The organism is Rhodococcus sp. 05-2254-5 (assembly GCF_002258575.1).
GTDB lineage: Bacteria > Actinomycetota > Actinomycetes > Mycobacteriales > Mycobacteriaceae > Rhodococcoides > Rhodococcoides fascians.
Map to the genome: position 1 here is coordinate 30,227 of NZ_NOZG01000031.1, position 19,548 is coordinate 49,774.

Annotated in this window: 19 protein-coding genes and 1 pseudogene; 11 read left to right on the forward strand and 9 right to left on the reverse strand. The window is 65.8% G+C overall.

The window, feature by feature from the left end; translation table 11 throughout:
- Positions 1-59: 59 nt before the first annotated feature.
- From CH278_RS23480 to CH278_RS23490, 3 genes are read right to left on the reverse strand one after another with little or no spacing between them, the layout of a single operon-like run.
- The gene (locus tag CH278_RS23480) at positions 60-1,016 is read right to left on the reverse strand and encodes a M56 family metallopeptidase (RefSeq protein ID WP_032370890.1); all 957 of its coding nucleotides are present in this window, start codon (positions 1,014-1,016) and stop codon (positions 60-62) included.
- Complete coding sequence (locus tag CH278_RS23485) at positions 1,013-1,366, reverse strand: BlaI/MecI/CopY family transcriptional regulator (protein ID WP_032370891.1); 354 nt, start codon at positions 1,364-1,366, stop codon at positions 1,013-1,015. Before CH278_RS23485 ends, CH278_RS23480 begins: the two co-directional genes overlap by 4 nt.
- Positions 1,367-1,391: 25 nt before the next feature.
- The gene (locus CH278_RS23490) at positions 1,392-2,189 is read right to left on the reverse strand and encodes a M23 family metallopeptidase (RefSeq protein WP_080729311.1); all 798 of its coding nucleotides are present in this window, start codon (positions 2,187-2,189) and stop codon (positions 1,392-1,394) included.
- Between the two features lie 193 nt (positions 2,190-2,382).
- On the opposite strand from CH278_RS23490, the gene CH278_RS27700 reads away from it, so the two are divergent.
- Complete coding sequence (locus tag CH278_RS27700; protein WP_155288468.1) at positions 2,383-2,544, forward strand: hypothetical protein; 162 nt, start codon at positions 2,383-2,385, stop codon at positions 2,542-2,544.
- Between the two features lie 154 nt (positions 2,545-2,698).
- Here CH278_RS27700 and CH278_RS23495 read toward each other — a convergent pair whose 3' ends face one another.
- Positions 2,699-4,738, reverse strand: coding sequence for a cytochrome c oxidase assembly protein (locus tag CH278_RS23495; protein WP_032371001.1), 2,040 nt, complete (start codon positions 4,736-4,738; stop codon positions 2,699-2,701).
- A gap of 238 nt (positions 4,739-4,976) precedes the next feature.
- Here CH278_RS23495 and CH278_RS23500 point away from each other — a divergent pair, with 238 nt between their 5' ends.
- Entirely contained in the window at positions 4,977-5,900 is a 924-nt protein-coding gene (locus CH278_RS23500; protein ID WP_032370892.1) for a cation diffusion facilitator family transporter, read from the forward strand.
- A 197-nt stretch (positions 5,901-6,097) separates the two neighbouring features.
- On the opposite strand, the gene CH278_RS23505 is transcribed toward CH278_RS23500, so the two are convergent.
- Together CH278_RS23505 and lspA are read right to left on the reverse strand one after the other, a co-directional pair.
- A complete protein-coding gene (locus CH278_RS23505) occupies positions 6,098-6,511 on the reverse strand; it encodes a Rieske (2Fe-2S) protein (RefSeq protein WP_032370893.1) in 414 nt (137 codons plus the stop codon).
- Between the two features lie 205 nt (positions 6,512-6,716).
- Positions 6,717-7,232 (reverse strand): signal peptidase II, encoded by a 516-nt coding sequence (gene lspA, locus CH278_RS23510; protein WP_052053813.1) that lies wholly within the window; start codon positions 7,230-7,232, stop codon positions 6,717-6,719.
- A 319-nt stretch (positions 7,233-7,551) separates the two neighbouring features.
- Here lspA and lnt point away from each other — a divergent pair, with 319 nt between their 5' ends.
- Genes lnt through ccsB form a run of 3 tightly spaced genes read left to right on the forward strand, consistent with a single transcriptional unit; the run spans position 7,552 to position 11,650 of the window.
- On the forward strand, positions 7,552-9,030 hold the full coding sequence (gene lnt, locus CH278_RS23515) for an apolipoprotein N-acyltransferase (protein ID WP_094721993.1): 1,479 nt from the start codon (positions 7,552-7,554) through the stop codon (positions 9,028-9,030).
- 27 nt (positions 9,031-9,057) lie between these two features.
- Positions 9,058-10,683, forward strand: coding sequence for a cytochrome c biogenesis protein ResB (resB, locus tag CH278_RS23520; RefSeq protein WP_032371004.1), 1,626 nt, complete (start codon positions 9,058-9,060; stop codon positions 10,681-10,683).
- A 4-nt stretch (positions 10,684-10,687) separates the two neighbouring features.
- Entirely contained in the window at positions 10,688-11,650 is a 963-nt protein-coding gene (gene ccsB, locus CH278_RS23525) for a c-type cytochrome biogenesis protein CcsB (RefSeq protein ID WP_032370894.1), read from the forward strand.
- 9 nt (positions 11,651-11,659) lie between these two features.
- Here the strand turns inward: ccsB and CH278_RS23530 are convergent.
- The 3 genes and pseudogenes from CH278_RS23530 to CH278_RS23540 form a co-directional block, all read right to left on the reverse strand.
- Positions 11,660-11,959, reverse strand: a pseudogene (locus tag CH278_RS23530) (DUF3703 domain-containing protein).
- Between the two features lie 48 nt (positions 11,960-12,007).
- On the reverse strand, positions 12,008-14,215 hold the full coding sequence (locus tag CH278_RS23535) for a heavy metal translocating P-type ATPase (RefSeq protein WP_032370895.1): 2,208 nt from the start codon (positions 14,213-14,215) through the stop codon (positions 12,008-12,010).
- Positions 14,208-14,606 carry an ArsR/SmtB family transcription factor gene (locus tag CH278_RS23540; RefSeq protein WP_032370896.1) on the reverse strand — a complete coding sequence of 133 codons (399 nt, stop codon included), beginning with the start codon at positions 14,604-14,606 and terminating at the stop codon, positions 14,208-14,210. Before CH278_RS23540 ends, CH278_RS23535 begins: the two co-directional genes overlap by 8 nt.
- Before the next feature lie 136 nt (positions 14,607-14,742).
- Here CH278_RS23540 and CH278_RS23545 point away from each other — a divergent pair, with 136 nt between their 5' ends.
- From CH278_RS23545 to CH278_RS23570, 6 genes are all read left to right on the forward strand, one after another.
- Positions 14,743-15,402 carry a DsbA family protein gene (locus tag CH278_RS23545; RefSeq protein ID WP_032370897.1) on the forward strand — a complete coding sequence of 220 codons (660 nt, stop codon included), beginning with the start codon at positions 14,743-14,745 and terminating at the stop codon, positions 15,400-15,402.
- A complete protein-coding gene (locus CH278_RS23550; RefSeq protein WP_032370898.1) occupies positions 15,377-16,024 on the forward strand; it encodes a vitamin K epoxide reductase family protein in 648 nt (215 codons plus the stop codon). Before CH278_RS23545 ends, CH278_RS23550 begins: the two co-directional genes overlap by 26 nt.
- 55 nt (positions 16,025-16,079) lie before the next feature.
- Positions 16,080-16,709 (forward strand): TlpA family protein disulfide reductase, encoded by a 630-nt coding sequence (locus CH278_RS23555; RefSeq protein WP_032370899.1) that lies wholly within the window; start codon positions 16,080-16,082, stop codon positions 16,707-16,709.
- The gene (locus tag CH278_RS23560) at positions 16,706-17,338 is read left to right on the forward strand and encodes a TlpA disulfide reductase family protein (RefSeq protein ID WP_080729299.1); all 633 of its coding nucleotides are present in this window, start codon (positions 16,706-16,708) and stop codon (positions 17,336-17,338) included. The genes CH278_RS23555 and CH278_RS23560 overlap by 4 nt, the downstream gene beginning before the upstream one ends.
- Positions 17,335-18,183: a cytochrome c biogenesis CcdA family protein gene (locus CH278_RS23565; RefSeq protein ID WP_032370900.1), complete on the forward strand. Its 849-nt coding sequence runs from the start codon at positions 17,335-17,337 to the stop codon at positions 18,181-18,183. The genes CH278_RS23560 and CH278_RS23565 overlap by 4 nt, the downstream gene beginning before the upstream one ends.
- Before the next feature lie 99 nt (positions 18,184-18,282).
- The gene (locus CH278_RS23570) at positions 18,283-19,524 is read left to right on the forward strand and encodes an Nramp family divalent metal transporter (RefSeq protein WP_032371006.1); all 1,242 of its coding nucleotides are present in this window, start codon (positions 18,283-18,285) and stop codon (positions 19,522-19,524) included.
- Positions 19,525-19,548: the final 24 nt, after the last annotated feature.

Genomic DNA, 19,548 nt, shown 5'->3' on the forward strand with positions numbered 1-19,548 from the left:
TACAGGACGCGTCCGACAGCCTAACTCAAATACTATGCTGCATAGTATTTAGGGGTGGTTCAAGTCAGCAGAACCGCGCACGCTGCGGCGGAGACCGCACTGAGAAGGAGGATTGCCATGGCGGCCGGCACCACGAGCGGCAGCACGGCGGCGGCAGCGTACGCGCCTGCCCCGGTTCGGCTCGGCGTGTGCGCGCTCGTGTCGAGGTGGTGCAACCGCTCGGCGGTCGATTCCCCGATCAGGCCCAACGCCCACAGTGGACGCGCTGAATGCGCCTGCGAGACCGTCGACAAGGCCGAACGCACAGTGTCGGCGCTGGTGACCGCGGCCGCGGACCGGTCCGCGGCGACCTCGACCAGAACCCGCACCGCTGCAGGTGCTGCGGCGAACAGAGGAACGCGAGGAAGTGCTTTGGCCAGGATCTCGCAGATGTTGACGATGCGGTGGTGTCGCCCGCGCAGGTGGGCACGTTCGTGTGCGATCACAGCTCGCTGCTGATCGGGATCGAGATGGGCGAGCAGGCCTTCGGTGGCCACGACGTAGCCCGGGCGACCGTCGATGCTGTAGGCCAGCGGGAGCGGGTGGTCGAGCCACATGATCGGTTCGGGTCCGGGGTCCGTGCGCGCGACGACGGCGATGACATCGCGGTGATAGTCGCGGACTTTGGACCGGGCTCGAAGCTGACGGCGAGTCGAGCGCAGGACGCGCGCCGACGCCGACGCCGCGAGGACGACCGATGCCCCGGCTACAGCTTCACCGATCCACGGCTGCGCCGCGTGTTGCAGCGATCCCAGGCAGCGGACGGCAAGTTCGACCATGCCCTCGGCGGGCGCATGGCCGGGCCAGAGCAACACGGTCACCGCGGATCCCACGAGAAACAGCACCCCGGCGATGCTGCCGATCCATGCGGTCAAGGCGAGAGTGGGGCTCACGGTGCGGGTGAGAGAGGTCAACGGCTGCGGCAGGGCGACGGCCGCGATGATCGCCGCGAGGAGCAACGCCAGCGCGACGATCACCGGTTCACGTCCGGCAGGTTCCCCCGCAGAGCGTCGAGCTCGTCGTCGGTGACGGTTTTCGCGAAATGCATCAGGACGGCGGCCGAGTCGGTGCTGGTGTCGAGGATTTCGCGCAGCGCTTGCGAGGTGGCCTCCGCGCGCGACTGCACCGGGGAGTACAGGTACGCGCGTGACTGCTTGGTCCGCTCGACCCACCCCTTCTCGTGGAGATGGGTCACGACGGTCAGGATCGTGGTGTAGGCGGGGTTTCTGCCGGCCATGCGCTCGCGCAGGTCGTGGACCGACTGCGGTCGATCGCATTCCCAGAGCACGTTCATCACCTCCGCTTCGAGATCACCGAGCCTTTTCATCGCCAGTTCTTCTTTCCTTGTCGTGTCAGGTGATATCGACTCCGCGTGCCGACAGCCACGCCGCCGGGTCGGACTTGGCACCGTCGGGTTGCCACACTTCGTAATGCAGGTGGGGTCCGGTGGATTGGCCTCGGTTGCCTACCGTAGCAATGAGCTCGCCGGCTTTCACGCGTTGACCGGCGGTGACGAGCGCCTGGTCTATGTGGCCGTACACCCCGATCGTGCCGTCGTCCTGACGAATACGCACCCACAGGCCGAACCCTTGCGCCGGCCCTGCTTCGATGACCTCGCCGTCGGTCACCGATACGATCGGCGTCCCGATCGTGTTGGCGATGTCGAGTCCGTAATGCGTTGTCCCCCAACGTGGCCCAGAACTGGAGGTCAATGTTCCCGACACCGGCACCACCGAGAGCGGGCGGCGCGCCTCGGCATCGCGTGCTGCGCGCTCCGCCGCCCGAACTCCCCCCTCGGCGAGTTGTTCGGTCATGCGCTGCGCCAACCGGCCGACGTCGAGATCGGGCAACTGCAACACCTGCGGGGGTGAGGCAACGACCGGGCTCGGCGGCAGGGCGCCGGCGGGAGGTCGATCGATACTCGCGGCGCTGAGCGCCACACTGTCCTGCGACCCGGTGTTCGGAGCCGTCGCTGCCGCGGAAAGAAAGGCACCGACCGCGACCGACGCAGCGATGGCGCGGCCACCCGGCTTCGGCACCCGGCGGCGATGAAGTCCGCGGCGAGTAGTTCGCGACACGGCCTGGACATCGGCGCGGCCCCCGTCGTCGTGCGTCGCCTCGTCCGGACCGGCCACGTGCGCCGCCCACATCGACGCGGTAGTGTCCGCGGCCGCGGTGTCCCAGGCGTCGCTGACCGCGTGAACGGTTTCATCCGGTGCGGGCGTCTGCGCCGAGGGCGTGTGCTCGTCCTCCGGCAGAGTGTCGGAGTACCCGGCATCGGCGGGCGACTCGGTCACGAAACGTGAGGGTGCGAACTCGGCCCGTCGATGACGGGGGCGATCGGTGAGCGCCGTCGGCCTGGTGCCGACGGGCATCGAGATCACGCCGCCGCGCGCCGGCGCTGCGCAGTCGTCGTCGATCGGATCGGGTGTGCGGTGTCGGGCCAAGATCACAATCCTTGGTGGCTACGAGGCCGAGGCCTCGCTCGAGATAACGAAATGGTGACGGTCAGGCCACAGGTTACTACTATCGAGCATAGTTTTTCCATCCCCTTCGACCCGGATTCGCTCATACCGCTGGTCACGGTCCTCGGAGGACATCCCGCGGGCTGCGGCGACCGGGCTGCGGCGACTCTGACCGAGAACGGATTCTTCGGGTATCAGGGGTGATCGCGCCGAGAGGACAGGCCACCGAGCATGGTGTTGTACGCCTCGAGTTCGGTATCACCTTGATCGTCGATTCGGCGGTCTCGTTGTCGTGCCGCGTTCTCGTCGGCCGCCGACCACCGGACCGCGGCGAGAACCGCGGCAGCGAGCAACGGTAACTCGCCGATGCCCCACGCAAGAGTGCCGCCGCGCCGCTGGTCGGCCAGCAGGTCTGCGTTCCAATCCAGACGCAGTCCGCTGTAGAAGCTCGCTCCGAGCGCGGTCTCGAGATCGATCGTCACGACGAGGAAGAATGCGAACCCGGCCAACGCGGTGATACTCGCGAGCAACTTCGTCAGTCCCGCGATCGGTCTCGGTACCGGGTCTTCGCCGACCGTGCCCCAGAACATCACCATCCCGACGGTCAGGAACCAGCCCTTCATCACCATGTGTGCCACATGCGAGTCGGCGACGGTGTCGAACACTCCGCCGGGGTAGATCAGGTAGAAGCTGCTCAGGAACACCGTGGTGCTGACCCACGGGTGGATTGCGATCCGGGCTGCTCGGCTGTGCCATGCAGCCCGGAGCCATTCGCGCGAGCCCGGTGCGTCGGCTGCCGGCGCGGTCGGCAGGACCGAGGCGAACAAGGTGGCCGGTCGGCCGAGGACCAACAGCAGCGGCACGGCGATGGCGACCGCGGTCAGTCCCGCCATGTGCACGCTGAACATCGCCGGGCTGTAGAGCCCGACCCCGGACGAGGTCGCCACGAGCAGCACCGCAGTGCCCATCAACCAGCTCGCGGTCCACCGCCGCCGCCATGGCAGGCCTACCCGCCGACGACGCCGCACGGCCACCAGATACACAACAGCCGCGATCACGGCCGCGGACCCGAACACCAGGTCGAAACGCCACTCGAACGCCAACCGCGCAGCGGTGGGCGGGCCGTCCAACACGTAGCCCAAGGCTTCTTCGTGCGCCTGAGGTAGCGAGGCGTCCTGCGGCGGGGGCGGGGGAGTGCGACCGAGTGCGACCGCCAGGCCCACTGTGGTGACGAGAACGAGGGTCTCGATCATCGACAACGTGATCAGGGATCTGCGGTTCTCGGGATCGTGAGCCAGAGCGCCGACCGTTCGTCGTCGCTGTATCCACCCGAGGGTCCCCACGATCGCCAGGGCTGCGATCTTCGCCAGTATCAGAGCGCCGTACGTCGAATCCCACAGCGACGTCACGGGTACTCGCACGGCAGCGTTGACCACTCCGGAGACCGCCATGATCACGAACGCAACCAGAGCGAGCGTCGAGTAGCGGCGGGTCGCGACGGCAAGGTGTCCACCCCCGCGCAGCGCGTGAGCGAGAAGTGCGAGGAGTCCGCCTACCCACAGTGCGGCGGCGAGGATGTGCAGGATCAACGAGTTCGTCGCGATGTCGTGATTGCCGCCGGTCGAGGAGTGGCCGGTGACCGCGCGCGGGATCAACGCGAGCATCGACAGGGCGAACAAGGCGGGGGTCCATCGATGCCGCAACACCGCCGCGCATGCTGCGGCGGTGATCGCCGCGATCGCGGCGGTGATGGCCCATGCAGTGGAGGCCTCGACATCGCCGATCGCACCGAGGAACTGCACCGGTTGCGCCGCAACGGATCCGACAGGTTGACCCGACGCGTCCGAGAGCGTCAGCGGCACCAACGCCGCTGCGCACACCGCCCACACTGCGGAGGCCTTCGCCGCGGTGCGGACGGCGATGTACCCGTCGATGTCGAGCACACCCGACATTTGGGGAGGAACGAGGAACGCTGCGAGAAGCAACGACCCCACCGCCACGACCGCGGCTACCTCTCCGAGCGCGGTCAGCGCCGGAATACCGTAGGTCGTGATCGGTCCCGGATCGGGAAGCCCGAGCAGAATCAGCGCCTGCGACGTCGACAACGCCGCGAGCGCAGCGGCCACCACTGCCGCGATCGCGGCCCACAGCAGCATCACCTGCGAACCGGAGCGTCGATTCACCGGACCGCGGGTCGAGAGTGCGGCTTCGGTGGCCATGTCGTCGGTGGCCATGACGCGGCACCCCTTACGTGGATGATGTGTGGCGGGAAAACTGTCGGCCGGCAATATCGGCACGGCTGCGCGACCGAGTCGCGCAACCGAGATCGAACTACTACGAATCATAGTTCTGCGCCGACGCAGTGCGGCCGCGCGGGCAGCAGCTTCCAGCGAACACGACACTTGCATATATGCGCATATCGCAATATGTTGTGTTCCTGCTATCGAACCACGCCGAGAAGGGGTACCCACGATGGGACACGGACATGGCCACGGGATAGAGCCGGGATCGCCGGCGAGCGCATCCGGTAAGCACCTCGGGCGACTGTGGATCGCTGTCGGTCTCGGGGCGGTTACGTTGGTGACGCAGGTGGTAGTGGGTCTGTCCACCTCGTCGCTGGCGTTGTTGTCCGATTCCGCACACGTGTTCACCGACGTGTTCGGGGTCTTGATGGCGATCGTGGCGATCACACTCGCACAGCGGCAGTCTCGCAAGACCGGCCGCACGTTCGGACTGTATCGAGCCGAAGTGTTCGCGGCTCTGTTCAATGCAGTGCTGCTCTTCGGTGTCGCTGGGTGGATTCTCTACGAAGCCGCGCAACGCATCACGAACCCACCGGAGGTGCCCGGGATTCCGGTCATGTTGGTGGCACTGCTCGGTCTGGCCATGAACCTGATCGCGTTCCTCCTTCTGCGTAGTGGTGCGAAAGAGAGCCTCAATGTTCGGGGTGCGTATCTGGAGGTGATGGCGGACATGCTCGGCTCGATCGGAGTGCTCGTCAGCGGACTGGTCACCGTCGTGTTCGGGTGGCGGTACGCCGACCCGGTCATCGCGGTCGCCATCGGGTTGTTCGTTTTGCCGCGTGCATTCACTCTGGGGCGTCATGCCGTACGAATTCTGCTGCAACACGCTCCGTCGGGCATCGATGTCGCCGCCGTGGAAAAGGCCCTGACCGGTGTCGACGATGTCGAAGAGGTACACGATCTGCACATCTGGACACTGACGTCGGGGATGGAGGTCGCTTCGGCGCATCTGACGGTCGCCCCGGAGGCCGAGACACCCCGGGTGCTCGCTGCAGCGCAGCAGGTTCTCCGCGACGAGTTCGGTCTCGAGCACGCCACTGTGCAGGTCGAACCCCAGGAAGGCGAAGGCCGTTGCCGAGAGGTCAATTGGTAGGCAGGTCTCTGGTAGGCAGGTCTCGACCCGGTGCGAGATCGGCACGCCGTGCTGTCGTCGACACGGCAGCGATGTACCGGAACCGGCACCAGTCGGGTGGGGGCACAGAGTGGGTCCTCGATTGCCGCACATCGGCCCGGTCGACACCGTTCACCCCGAACCCGTCCACCTCGCATGTTCGGCCGCCCGGTGATGGATCAGTCGACTGTGAGGGTATCTACGGTTCTGGTCACGGCGCGGTTCGGCAGTGGCTCGGTAGCGGGGCTGCGCATGACCGCCCCGTCGGTGATCGAGAAGGCACTGTTGTGGCAGGGGCACTCGATCGTGCCGTTGCGGACTCGGTTCACTGTGCACCCTTGGTGAGAACAGATAGCCGAGAAGGCACGGAAGGTACCGGGTTCCGGTTGGGTGACGACGACCTGCCGGTCGGCGAGCACGATTCCACCGCCGACAGGAACATCGTTCACCGACAAGGTGATGGGACCGTCGGAAGCGGTGTCCTCACCGGACGGGGCTTCGCCGACGCTGCATCCGGCGGCAGCCAGGCACGCTGTAGCGCAGCTCGTAGCGAGAAAAATACGGCGCGGTAGCGCCGGGATGTTGTCGCTCATGCAGCAGGTTCCCCTCGGTGCGCCTCGGTGCGCCTCGGTGAGCGAGAGGCGACGATCGCTTGTCGGTGGTTGTGGTCGACTATGTTTCGAGCCGTTTCGGTGTCGATCACTCTCACTGTTCGAGCGAATCAGCATGATTGTCCTGTCGCGAATGTGTCTGCACTGCAGGGCATTCGATTCGAGCACCGAGGTATCTCATGCAAGTTCACGATTCGGCGCTGTCGGGCACTGCGGGCCGAGGGGTAATCTTTGTGGCCTCTCGCGTGAACAGTGCCGCCCCGATCATCAGCACCACCCCGCAGGTGATGTAGATGTCGGCGAGGTTGAATGTCGGCCACCAACCGGTGTGAAAGTAATCGGTGACCGCGCCGTCGAGGAGCCGGTCGAGGACATTCGAGAGTGCACCGGCGAGGACCAACGACAGCGCTGCCGTGGTGACCGGACCCGCGTGAGGCGCGGTACGCCACCCGTAGATCGCCAACCCGGTGGTGATCGACGCCGTCACGGCGACGACGACCCACACGGGCAGAGAATCACCCAGGCTGAACGCCATTCCGCGATTGAAGGCCAGTCGCAGCTCGAGTATCCGCAGCGGAATCGTCGAGCCGGGCAACGCCGCCTGCGCCCAGTAGTCGACCAGTAGAGCGGCAGCGACCAGAGCCAGGACAAGGGCGGTTGCGGCGGCGCGGAGCCGAGCGGTGGCGATGGGGGAGCGGGTCACTGGTCCTCGTTCTCGGGTGTACACCGTGCGTACGTCCGGGTGCACCGCAGACGGTGCAGGTGACCCCGGATTTGCCAACACTTGAAATACTATGCACCATAGTAGTTGATGAATACCGTCGATTTCTCCGCCACCCGATGCGTCGTGTCGCCGTGAGGGCGGCGGCACCCTCGTCATGAGGGCGATGCCCGATGCCGAACCCGGGCCCGGACCGTCCTGCGTCGACCGAGGTCGAGTGTGGCGGCTGTATCGGACAAGTCGAGGTGAAGGGCCCCGAACCTGGGCACGTCTGACCGCAGCGGCAACTTCGGGGCTGGCGATGTACGCCACGTTCCCGCCCATCGATCTGTGGTTTCTCGCTCCGGTAGCACTTGCAATGCTGCTGTTGGCTGTGCGCGGGCGAGGGGCGCGTGCGGGGGCCGGCTACGGCTTCGTTGCCGGCTCGGCGTTCTTCGTGCCTCTGTTGCCGTGGGTGGGGGAGTACGTCGGGTCGGTGCCGTGGCTGGCGCTGGCTGTCGTTCAGGCCCTCTTCGTGGCGATGTTCGGCGCGGTAGCGGATCGGATGTCGCGACTGCCGTGGGCGCCGGTCTGGGTGGCGAGCGCCTGGGTGGCGATCGAAGCTGCGCGCTCACGTGTCCCGTTCGGCGGATTCCCCTGGGGCCGCATCGCATTCGGTCAATCCGACGGGCCGCTGCTGCCTCTGGCTGCGTTGATCGGCGCGCCGGGGTTGTCGTTCGTCGTGGTGCTGATCGGGTCCGCTCTGGCCGGTGCCATCGCTTCCGATCGGTTCACCCGCAGAACTGCAGCAGCGTCGTGCATGGGTGCGGCCACTGTTGTAGGGGCGCTCACGGTGGTGGCTCCACTGTTCGCTCCGCCGCCGCAGGACACGGTCACCGTCGCCTTGGTGCAAGGCAACGTCCCGCGGCTCGGTCTCGACTTCAACGCCCAACGACGAGCAGTGCTCGACAACCACGTTCAGCGCACCATCGAGCTCGCCGACGACATCGACTCCGGCCGCGTACGCGTACCCGATCTGGTCATCTGGCCGGAGAACTCCTCCGACATCGATCCCCTGCGCAATCCCGATGCCGCGGCGGGTATCGATGCCGCAGCCCGCGCCGTCGGAGTGCCCATTCTCGTCGGCACGGTGCTACGCCAGGGCGACGGCACCACCACGAACACTTCGATCGTGTGGGATCCGGTCACCGGCCCAGGGCAGAGGCACGACAAACGTCGACTGGTGCCGTTCGGGGAGTACCTGCCGATGCGCACGATCGTCACCGCACTCTCTCCCTATGCCGCCCAAGCAGGACGCTTCGTTCCGGGTCAGGGCAACGGCGTCGTCGACCTCGCCGGAGTGCCCGTCGCGGTGGCCACCTGCTACGAGGTCGCCTTCGACGCATTGCTCACCGACTCCGTTCGCGCCGGTGCCCAGCTGATCGCAGTGCCGACCAACAACGCCACCTTCGGTCGGACGAACATGACCTATCAACAACTCGCCATGTCGCGGGTACGGGCGGTCGAACACGGGCGCAGCGTCGTCGTTTCGGCCACCAGCGGCGTCAGCGCCGTCATCGATGCACGCGGGGAGGTCGTCGAGCGCACGGAGCTGTTCACCCCCGCAGCTGTCGTCACCGAGGTGTCACTGAGCACCACGCTCACCCCGGCGACGATCACCGGCAGCGTTCCGGAATGGATTGCCGCTACCGGCGCTGTTGCGGCACTGGCGTTCTCGCTGCTGCGCCGACCACGCTCCACCACACCGAACCCGCAAACTACTATGTCGCGTAGTATTTAGATGGTGGTCGGTGAAGGGTGTGCGGAGATGACGATCGACGAACACCCCAGTGCGCACTCGCCGGGACTGGTGCGCAGAACGGTGGCGATGCTGCGCAACCGGTGGCGACAACTGACGTCGATGCGGACAGCGCTGGTGCTGCTGTTCCTCCTCGCCGCCGCAGCAATCCCCGGCGCATTGCTGCCGCAGCGCAATCTCAATACCCAGGCCGTCGATGCCTACATCGCCGCCCGCCCGGCTCTCGGGCCGGTGATGGACACACTGGAATTGTTCGACGTGTTCGCAAGTTCCTGGTTCACCGCGATCTACGTCCTGCTGTTCGTGTCTCTGATCGGCTGTCTGACTCCCCGGTTGATCGAGCACGGTAAAGCTCTTCGCGCACAACCTGTTCGAGTACCCCGAAATCTCACTCGACTACCGTTGCATCATTCGGGCACCCTCGCCGGCGACCCCGAGAAGGTGATCGCCGACATCGCGCCGCACTTGAAAGGGTGGCGTACCGTCGTGCGGCCCGAGCCCGATGGGGCACTGACCCTCTCGGCCGAGAAGGGCTACACCCGCGAGGCCGGAAACCTGCTCTTCCACTTCTCGCTGATCGGCCTGCTCGCCGCTATCGCCATCGGCAAACTGTTCGGCTACGAAGGCTCGGTCATCGTCATCGCCGACAACGGACCCGGTTTCTGCAACACCTCTCCCGCCGTCTACGACTCCTTCCGCGCCGGCAACAGCACCGACGGCACCGGCCTCGAGCCGTTCTGTATCCGGGTCAAGGACTTCACCGCCGACTACCTCGAGAACGGTCAGGCCGAGATGTTCACCTCGAACATCTCCTACCAGAGCGCCGACGACATCGCCGCCGACACCTGGCGCGACTATCAACTCAAAGTCAACGAACCCCTCCGGCTCGGCGACGAACGCATCTACCTCACCGGACACGGCTACGCCCCCGAATTCACCGTCACCTTCCCCGACGGCCAGACCCGCACCGAAGCCCTGCAGTTCCGCCCCGACGACGCCACCACGTTCCTCAGCAGCGGCGCGCTGCGATTCGACCCACCCGGGGGGACCTACGCCACCGCCGACGAACGCCGCCGAGGGCAGATCGCCATCGAAGGACTCTTCGCGCCCACCGCGCAATTCAACGGAAACCTGCTCTCCTCCCGCTTCCCGGAACTGGTCGATCCCGCTGTGGCAGTGGACATCTACAAAGGCGACACCGGTCTCGACACCGGCATCCCGCAGTCGATCTTCTCCCTGGACCAGGAGATGATCAACCAGGGACGGCTGGTCAAGCAGGACCGAGTCAACCTGCGGCCCGGAGAATCGACAACCCTCACCGACGGCACCGTCGTCCGGTTCGACGGGGCCAAGGAATTCGCGAACCTCCAGGTCGGATACGACCCCGCGCAGCGGTGGGTGCTCGTGTTCGCGGTCACGATGATGACCGGACTACTGATCTCCCTGGTGATCACCCGCCGTCGTGTCTGGTTTCGGATCCACCCTGCCGAACACGGCCGCGCGGGCGTGGACATGGGCGGACTGGCTCGCACCGATCACGCCGGCTGGGGACCCGAATTCGAGACCCTCCGGTCACAGATCTGGCCGCAGGCAACTTCGAGCGACTCCGAGACCCACGACAGAGAAACGGTGTAGCGCCATGCCGATCGACGACACCCTCGCCCGCTGGAGCGACATCAGCTTCGAGACCGCGTTCGTGGTCTATCTCCTCGCCGCGATGGCGTTCCTCGGCCAGCTCGCGACGACCCGTGCGGCGACACTGCACAACACGGAGCGACTGCGCACGCGAATAATCGCCGCGACGTCGACGACACCCGGTCGCATTCCCGACGCACCCCGGCGGGTTCCGTCCGAACGCCTGGGGCGCACAGGCCTCGGGCTGGTGATGGTGGCGCTGACGTTGCATGTCGGGTCGATCGTTCTTCGCGGGATCGCCGCCAGCAGGCCGCCGTGGGGCAACATGTACGAATTCGTCTCGGTCACCTGCGCGGCCGGTGTACTGGCTGCACTGGTGGTGCTGCGCTCCAAGCAACTGCGCACCCTGTGGTTGTTCGTCCTGGTACCGACATTGATCCTCCTGTTCGTCGCCGGCACCGTGCTGTACGCCAACGCAGCACCGGTGGTACCGGCACTGCAGTCGTACTGGCTGCCGGTGCACGTCTCCATCGTCTCGCTCGGCAGCGGGGTGTTCTTGATCTCCGGGGTTGCAAGCGCGCTGTTCCTGATCCGCATGAAGCATCCCGAGGCCTCGGGGAGCAGAATGAGCCGAATCGTCGCCCGTCTGCCCTCCGCGCAGACACTGGACATCGTGGCGTACAAGACCACGATCTTCGCATTTCCACTCTTCGGCGTCGGCGTCATCCTCGGTGCCATTTGGGCCGAAGCCGCATGGGGCCGATTCTGGGGCTGGGACCCGAAAGAAACGGTCTCCTTCATCACCTGGATCGTCTACGCCTCCTACCTACACGCCCGCGCCACCAGCGGATGGCGCAACACCCGCGCAGCATGGATCAACATCGCCGGATTCGTAGCGATGCTGTTCAACCTGTTCATCATCAACATGGTCGTCTCCGGCCTGCACTCCTACGCAGGCCTGAACTGATGACTCCCGCTACGTGCCCTCCAGCGCGTCCGCAAGGTCCTGCGGAATGGGCATCGGCGACATCAGTCCCGCCTCGACCCGGCCGGTGTTACCGGCCGGGTATCGCCCCGACCACGATCCTGGAGCAGCGACCACGATCCGAATCAACTGGCCCCAGGATTCGCGCCGATCATGTTCTACCGCCGCAGCTTTCAACATCGCGGCGTGGTTGCGAGCATGCAACCGTCAACAGGGCTGCGAGAGGATGTGTGCTCGTTCGAGGTGGTACCAGCGCACCTCTGTTGTCGATGCCCGTGCTGCTGCGGTCATGTCGATCCCGTAGAGCCTGCGTGCAGTCCGATCACCGCCCGCAGGTCTCTACCTCTGTCCGCGGAAGAGTTCGCCGTACGCGGGGGTCGATGTGCAGCAGGTACATCCATCCGAGCACACGGAGCTGCCATCGTCTGCTCCGATCGCCGACGGTGACGTTGCGGTGGTGGAGGCCAGTAGGTTCCCAGATGCGAGAGGTGCGGTGTTCCTCGGCGTCGGAGCCGGAGCGCAGCAGGCATCCTCGAAGGCCGCTGCGGGTGCGATCGTGACGTTGAGGGCACCGGACGCCGCGGGCGGGGGCACGAACCCGTCCAACGGTGTGGTGCGGGCAGCGCGAATCGCATTGGCTATGACCAGGACTTCGGCGAGTTCGTGGACGAGCACCACAGTCGCCAAACCGAGGACACCGGTGGCAGCCAGTGGGACGAGCACGCCGATGATGGCGATCGACAAGGCGATGTTCTCGATCATGATGCGCCGGGCGCGTCGAGCGTGGGCCAGCACCTGCGGTAGATGCCGGAGGTCTTCCCCCATGAGGGCAACATCGGCGGTCTCGATGGCAACGTCGGTTCCCATGGCGCCCATGGCGATACCGACATCTGCGGTCGCCAAGGCGGGAGCGTCGTTGATGCCGTCGCCGACCATGGCAATCTTGCGTCCGGCCGCGATGTCGGTCAGCAGGGCCGCTTTGTCCTCGGGCAGTAGTTCGGCGTGGACGGCGGTGATGCCCGCCTGGGTCGCCAGAGCCTGCGCAGTGAGCGCATTGTCGCCGGTGAGCATCGCAGTGTCGATACCGAGCGCGGTGAGTTGGCGGACAGCCTCGGCGGCCTCGGGCCGCAGTTCGTCGCGGACGGCGATCGCAGCGATCAGAACTCCGGCGCGTTCGACGAGAACGACTGTGGCACCGCCGCTCTGCAGACGAGCGACGTCGGCGCGGAACACCTCGGAGCTGGGGTGTGTGTCGAACCAGCTCGGTTTCCCGAGCCTGATCGCGGCACCGTCGAGGGTGCCGGTCAGGCCGTGCCCGGCGATGGCAGTGACATCATCGGCGGCCGCGACGGTCGATACGGAGGCCAGTACGGCGCGGGCGAGTGGATGCTCGCTGCGCGCTTCGAGCGCAGCAGCAACGGCCAGCGCGGCGTCGCGGCTGATTCCCGCAGCGGTGACGACGTCGACGACCTCCGGTCGTCCTGCGGTGAGGGTGCCGGTCTTGTCCAAGGCGACGACGCGAATGCGGCCCAGCTCTTCCACTGCTGCACCGCCTTTGATCAATGCCCCGTTGCGACTCGCAGCCCCGATCGCCGCCACCACCGACAGCGGCACCGAGATGGCCAACGCGCACGGTGATGCCGCGACCAGGACCACCAGTGCGCGTTCGAGCCACAACATGGGGTCACCGAGCACCGCACCGACGCCGGCGACGAGTACGGCGAGAATCATGATCGAGGGCACGAGCGGACGTGCGATACGGTCCGCCAGCCGTTGGCCGGCCCCTTTGCGGTCCTGGGCCTGTTCGACGATGCGGACGATGCGAGCAAGCGAACTCTCCGATGCCGGCGCGGTGACGGTGACCTCGATGGCCCCGCCGCCGTTGATGGCACCGGCATGCACCTCGTCACCGACACCGGCTTCGATGGGCACGGACTCGCCGGTGATCGCAGACACGTCCAGATTCGTCGAACCGCGAGCGATGGTGCCGTCCGTGGCAGCTCGCTCACCCGGCCGCAGCACCATGATGTCCCCGATCACGACATCGTCGGGGGACAGGGCCTGCTCGGTTCCACCGCGCAGGACAGATACCGTCGGCGGCACCAAGGACAGGAGTGCGCGCAGTCCGCGGCGGGTCTTGGTGACCGCGTATTCCTCGAGCCCCTCGGCGACGGAGAACAAGATACCGAGCATCGCGGCCTCGGGGATCTGGCCCAATGCGATGGCACCGAGCAGCGCGATCGTCATCAGCGTGCCGACACCGATGCGTCCGTGTCGCAGATTTCTCACCGTCGCGGGAACGAAGGTGACGGCGGCGATCGCGGCAGCGATCAGAGCGCCGACGGTCGCAACCGCATCGGCACCCGTTCGACCGAGCAACCACGATGCGCCCAGGATGATCGCGGCGGCCGAGGCGAGTTGCAGCTCGCGGACCTGCCACAACCTCGGGAGTGCATCGGTTGGAGCTGGACCTCCCGTGCCCGCACCGTCAGCAGTGGATTCGGTGGTCGGCGCTGCCGGGGTAGGTCCGCAGCACGCGTCAGCCATGATCGACCCCGGTGACTTCAGCGACGATCGAGGTGGTGGGCAGTACCTCGGTCAGTGTCGCGAGCAGTCGGGTGCCGCGGTCGGTGAGCGCATACATGACCAACTTTCCGTCTCTGTTCGATGTGACGGCGTCCGCGGCTTTGAGTTTGCGGAGATGGTGGGAGACCAGCTTCTGGCTCTGTCCCACGATCCACGCGATGTCGCAGCCACACATCTGCCCGCCGGCGTTCAACGCGAGCGCGATGGTCAGTCGGGTGGGGTCGCCGAATGCTCGGGCAGCGTCGGCGACCGGTTCGATATCGCCGAGCGCGGGCAGAGTAGCGCGCACCCTCTCGGCGTGAGGGAGGTCCATACACAACAGATCGCACGAGTCCAGAGGTTCCAAGGCCATGGGCACAATCTAACAATCATGCGATCGTTAGGGAAGGACCATTAGTCAACGTTCGCACGATTGTTAGTGTCATAGCGGGTCGAAACGCCCATATCGGGCCCATTGATCAGTCCGAACGAATCGAGAAGGTAGTTGTATGAGCCGAGCGTTGAAGATTTCCTTGTCCCTGGTGATCGTGTTCGCCGCCGCGTTGGCTGTATTTCTGGTGGTGGATCGATCGGGGTCTCCGGATGCTGCCGCCGCCGAGCAGGCCGCGACCGACCCTGCCTCGATTGCGGTGCGCGAGAACAGTCATCGGTTGAACTCGGTGCCCGACGGCCGGGTCACGTTCGTGGAGTTCCTCGACTTCGAGTGCGAGGCCTGCCGATCGGCCTACCCGGCGATCGAGCAATTGCGTGAAGAGTACGGCGACCGGGTGAGCTTCGTGGCCCGCTACTTTCCGATCGCCTCCCACTTCAATGCCGAACGAGCCGCACGCGCAGTCGAGGCCGCGGCCCAGCAGGGCGGATTCGAGGCGATGTATCAGCGCATGTACGAAACGCAGGCGCAGTGGGGCGAACAGCAGGTTCCGCAGGACGAGTTGTTCCGCAGCTTCGCCGTCGAGCAAGGGCTCGACATGAGCGCCTTCGATGCCGCCTACACCGACCCTGCGACGCTCGCGCGCATCGAGGCCGACGTCGCGGACGGGATCGCGCTCGGCGTGCAGGGCACCCCGACGTTCTTCCTCAACGGCACCAAGATCGAACCCACCACCTACGGAGACCTCGCCGATGCCCTCGACGCTGCACTCGGCTGACCCCGCAGCCGCTCTCACCCGACGCAGCGGACCGTTCGCCCGGGGCCTGCCCTGGCTGCTACTGGTGGGCGGCCTGATCGGCCTGACCGCCGCGTTCGTGCTCACAGTAGAGAAGTTCGCTCTGGCGCTCGATCCCGCCTACGCCCCGACCTGCAGCATCAACCCGGTACTCAACTGCGGATCGGTGATGGACACCCCGCAGGCGTCTGCGTTCGGATTTCCCAATTCCCTTCTCGGGATCGCAGGCTTCGCCGTCGTGGCGGCAGTGGGTGCCGCCCTTCTCGCCGGTGCGGTGTTCGCGCAGTGGTTCTGGGGTGCAATGCAGGTCGGTGTCACTGCTGCCGCAGTCTTCGTGCACTGGCTGATCGCGCAGAGCCTGTACGAGATCGGTGCCCTGTGCCCGTACTGCATGGCGGTGTGGGCGGTCACCGTACCGATCTTCTGGTACGTCACGCTGCGCAACCTCGACCGCGCCAGGTCGAAATCCGCTCTTGGGCAATGGTTTCGGCCATGGCTTGACTCGCTGATTCGCAATCACTCGATTCCACTGACCGTGTGGTTTCTCGTCCTCATCGCCCTGATCGCGCAGCGTTTCTGGTCGTACTGGTCCACGCTCCTATGATCCGCGACGTACCGTTCGCCCCTCTGCCGCTCTCTCGAGAAAGAAGGTCACGGCGATGACGCGCGGCTGGTCGATCGTCATGCTCGTCGTTGTCGTTGCATCGATCGTTGCACTGTGGCCCCGCTCCGGTGGCGTCGAGGGCGGCCCGTCCGAGGCCATCGCCAACAATGTCGCGCCGGTCGGACCCGAACCCACACTGTCCCGCCCGCCGGATGACGCGGCACGAGCAACAGCGCTACCGCTGTGTCCGCCGCCGGTACCGCGCGAAGGCGGTCCGCTGGCAGGAGTGATAGCGCGCTGCATCGGCAGCGCCGACGATGTCGATCTCGCCGACGTTCTCGGAAGCGAGGTGACGCTGATCAACCTGTGGGCATCCTGGTGCGGCCCGTGCCGCACCGAGATGCCCGTACTCGATGCCTACACCGCAGAACCCGACGCGATCCCAGTCATCGGAATCGACGTCGAGGACCGGCCCGCGGACGCGGCCGCGCTGCTCACGCAACTGGGCGTCCGCTATCCGAACTACATCGACGGCGGCAGCGTCCTGGACGCGCTCTCGGCACCGCCGGTCCTTCCCCTGAGCTTTCTCCTCCGCCCGGACGGAACGGTCGAGCGCGTCACCGACCCGACGGTGTTCGAGACGACAGACCAGATCCGCACTGCAGTAAAGGATTTCACCTCATGACACGCTTCCCACCAGTGTGGGTCGGTGCGCGCCGTCAGGGCAGCACGCCCACCGCGGCAATTGGATCGATTCTTGCCCTCGTACTACTGATCTCCGGATGCTCCGACGGCGCACAGGCTGCGCCCCCGGGAGGCAGCTTCGACTTCGTCGCCCCCGGCGGTCGAACCGACATCGTCTACGATCCCCCCGAAACACGCGGAACCATAGGCGAACTCGCCGGCCCCGATCTGATGGAGGAAGGCAAGACGACCGCTCTGTCGGACTACGACGGCAAGGTCGTCGTGATCAATCTCTGGGGCCAGTGGTGCGGCCCCTGCCGCGGCGAAGCCGACGACCTCGAAGAGGTCTACGAGACCACCCGCGAGCGTGGCGTGCAATTCCTCGGCCTCAACGTCAGAGATCCACAGAAGGACAAAGCGCAGGACTTCGTCGTCGACAACGACGTCTCCTACCCCTCGATCTACGACCCCTCGATGCGGACCCTGATCGCCCTCGGCGGAAACTACCCGACCAGCGTGATCCCCTCGACGCTGGTACTCGACCGTTCACACCGCGTGGCCGCGGTCTTCATGCGCGCCCTGCTCACCGACGACCTCCTTCCCGTCGTCGAACGGATAGCCGCGGAATGACGACTCTTCTCGCCCAAGACATCGGGTCGGCCTTCCAGAACGCGGCATCGAGCGGGCCCCTACTGCTCGCGATCGCGGCATGCATGCTCGCCGGGCTGGTCTCGTTCGCCTCCCCGTGCGTGGTGCCGCTGGTGCCGGGATACCTGTCCTACCTGGCAGGAATCGCCGGTGCCGACGCCCAATCAGCCGATACCCGATCGCCCCGCACCTCGACCACCGGCACCTCGACCACCGACACGTCGTCGCCGGAGCTGGCGAATCGCTGGCGTGTGGCCGGCGCAGCGTCGTTGTTCGTCGCCGGATTCACGATCGTCTTCGTCCTCGCCACAGCCTCGATCTTCGGAGTCATCGGCACCTTGCGCATCAACGAGCAAGTACTTCAACGAGTCGGCGGCGTCATCACGATCATCATGGGTGCAGCGTTCATCGGATTGATACCCGTTCTGCAACGCGACACCCGATACGCACCTCAGCAGATCTCGTCCCTCGCCGGAGCGCCGCTGCTCGGCGGTGTGTTCGCGCTCGGCTGGACACCGTGTCTGGGCCCCACCCTCGCCGGCGTTCTGTCTGTCGCGGCAGGAACCGAAGGTGCAACCGCAGCCCGCGGGGTCACTCTCATCGTCGCGTACTGCATGGGACTCGGCCTACCGTTCGTCGTCCTCGCGTTCGGCTCGAGTTCGGCGATGCGAGGTGTGGGGTGGCTTCGAAGGAACTCACAGAAGATCAAGATCGCGGGCGGTGTCATCATGATCGCCGTCGGCATCGCGCTGCTGACCGGAGTGTGGGGGTTGTTCATCGCCTGGATCCGCAACGAATTCGTCAGTGCAGTGGTCCTGCCCATCTGATCGAGATGTCGCCAAACCACCCCGCCGCATTGCATTGTTCGGGTAGCCGAACTATATTTTCAGGGTCCTGACATACTGTTGGTGCCGGAGGGTGTGGTCATGTCTGTGCTGCAGCGCCGATCGTCTCGGCCGCCCTCGAGGTTTCGGTCGGGCCTCGTTCTGCTCGGACCCGCTTTCGTCGCAGCGATCGCCTACGTCGACCCCGGCAACGTCGCCTCCAACGTCAGCGCCGGTGCGCAGTTCGGATACCTGCTGGTCTGGGTGATCGTTGCCGCGAACGTGATGGCCGGTCTCGTCCAGTTCCTCTCCGCCAAACTCGGCATCGTCACCGGAATGACACTGCCCGAAGTAGTCCGCGAGAAGTCGAGCAGGACTGTGCGACTGGCATATTGGGGGCAAGCAGAGGTGGTCGCCATGGCGACCGACCTCGCCGAAATCGTCGGCGGTGCGATCGCCCTCTACCTGCTCTTCGACCTGCCGCTCCTGATCGGCGGCCTCATCACCGGGGCCGTATCGATGATCTTGCTGATGGTCCAGGATCGCCGGGGCCAACGGCCCTTCGAGTTCGTGATTCTCGGGCTACTCGGTGTCATCGCCGTCGGATTTCTTGCCAGCGTCGTCGTGGAACCGCCATCGTTCACCGAGGCCGCCGCCGGTCTCATTCCGCGGTTCGACGGCGCGGAAAGTGTGTTGATCGCCGCCGCGATGCTCGGTGCGACGATCATGCCGCACGCGGTGTACCTGCACTCCGGTCTAGCACGTGACAGGCACGGACACCCCGAGGCAGGGCCCGTCCGTCAGCGGTTGTTGCGGATCACCCGGATCGATGTCGGGTTGGCGATGCTGCTGGCCGGGGCAGTGAACATGTCGATGCTGCTGTTGGCGGCCTCGACGCTGGGGGGCCGCGAGGGCGTCGATTCCATCGACGGAGCTCACGCAGCAGTGGGTGACACTCTGGGGCCGGTGGTAGCACTGCTGTTCGCGGTGGGCCTGCTGGCCTCGGGCCTTGCATCGACATCGGTCGGGGCGTACGCGGGGGCGATGATCATGGACGGGCTACTACGTAAGCGCATTCCGATTCTGGTGCGACGACTGGTGACACTTGTTCCCGCACTGGCAATTCTGGCAGCAGGAGTCGACCCCAGTCGGGCACTGGTCGTCTCGCAGGTCGTGCTGTCGTTCGGTATCCCATTCGCGTTGATTCCCTTGGTGCGGTTCACCTCGGACCGCATCCTGATGGGCGGCGATGTCAATCACCGGATCACGGCATACGCGGCATGGCTCATCGCGGGAATCGTCGTCGCACTCAACATTGCACTGATCTATCTGACCGTGGTCTGACTGCACCAAAACCGGGATCGCATC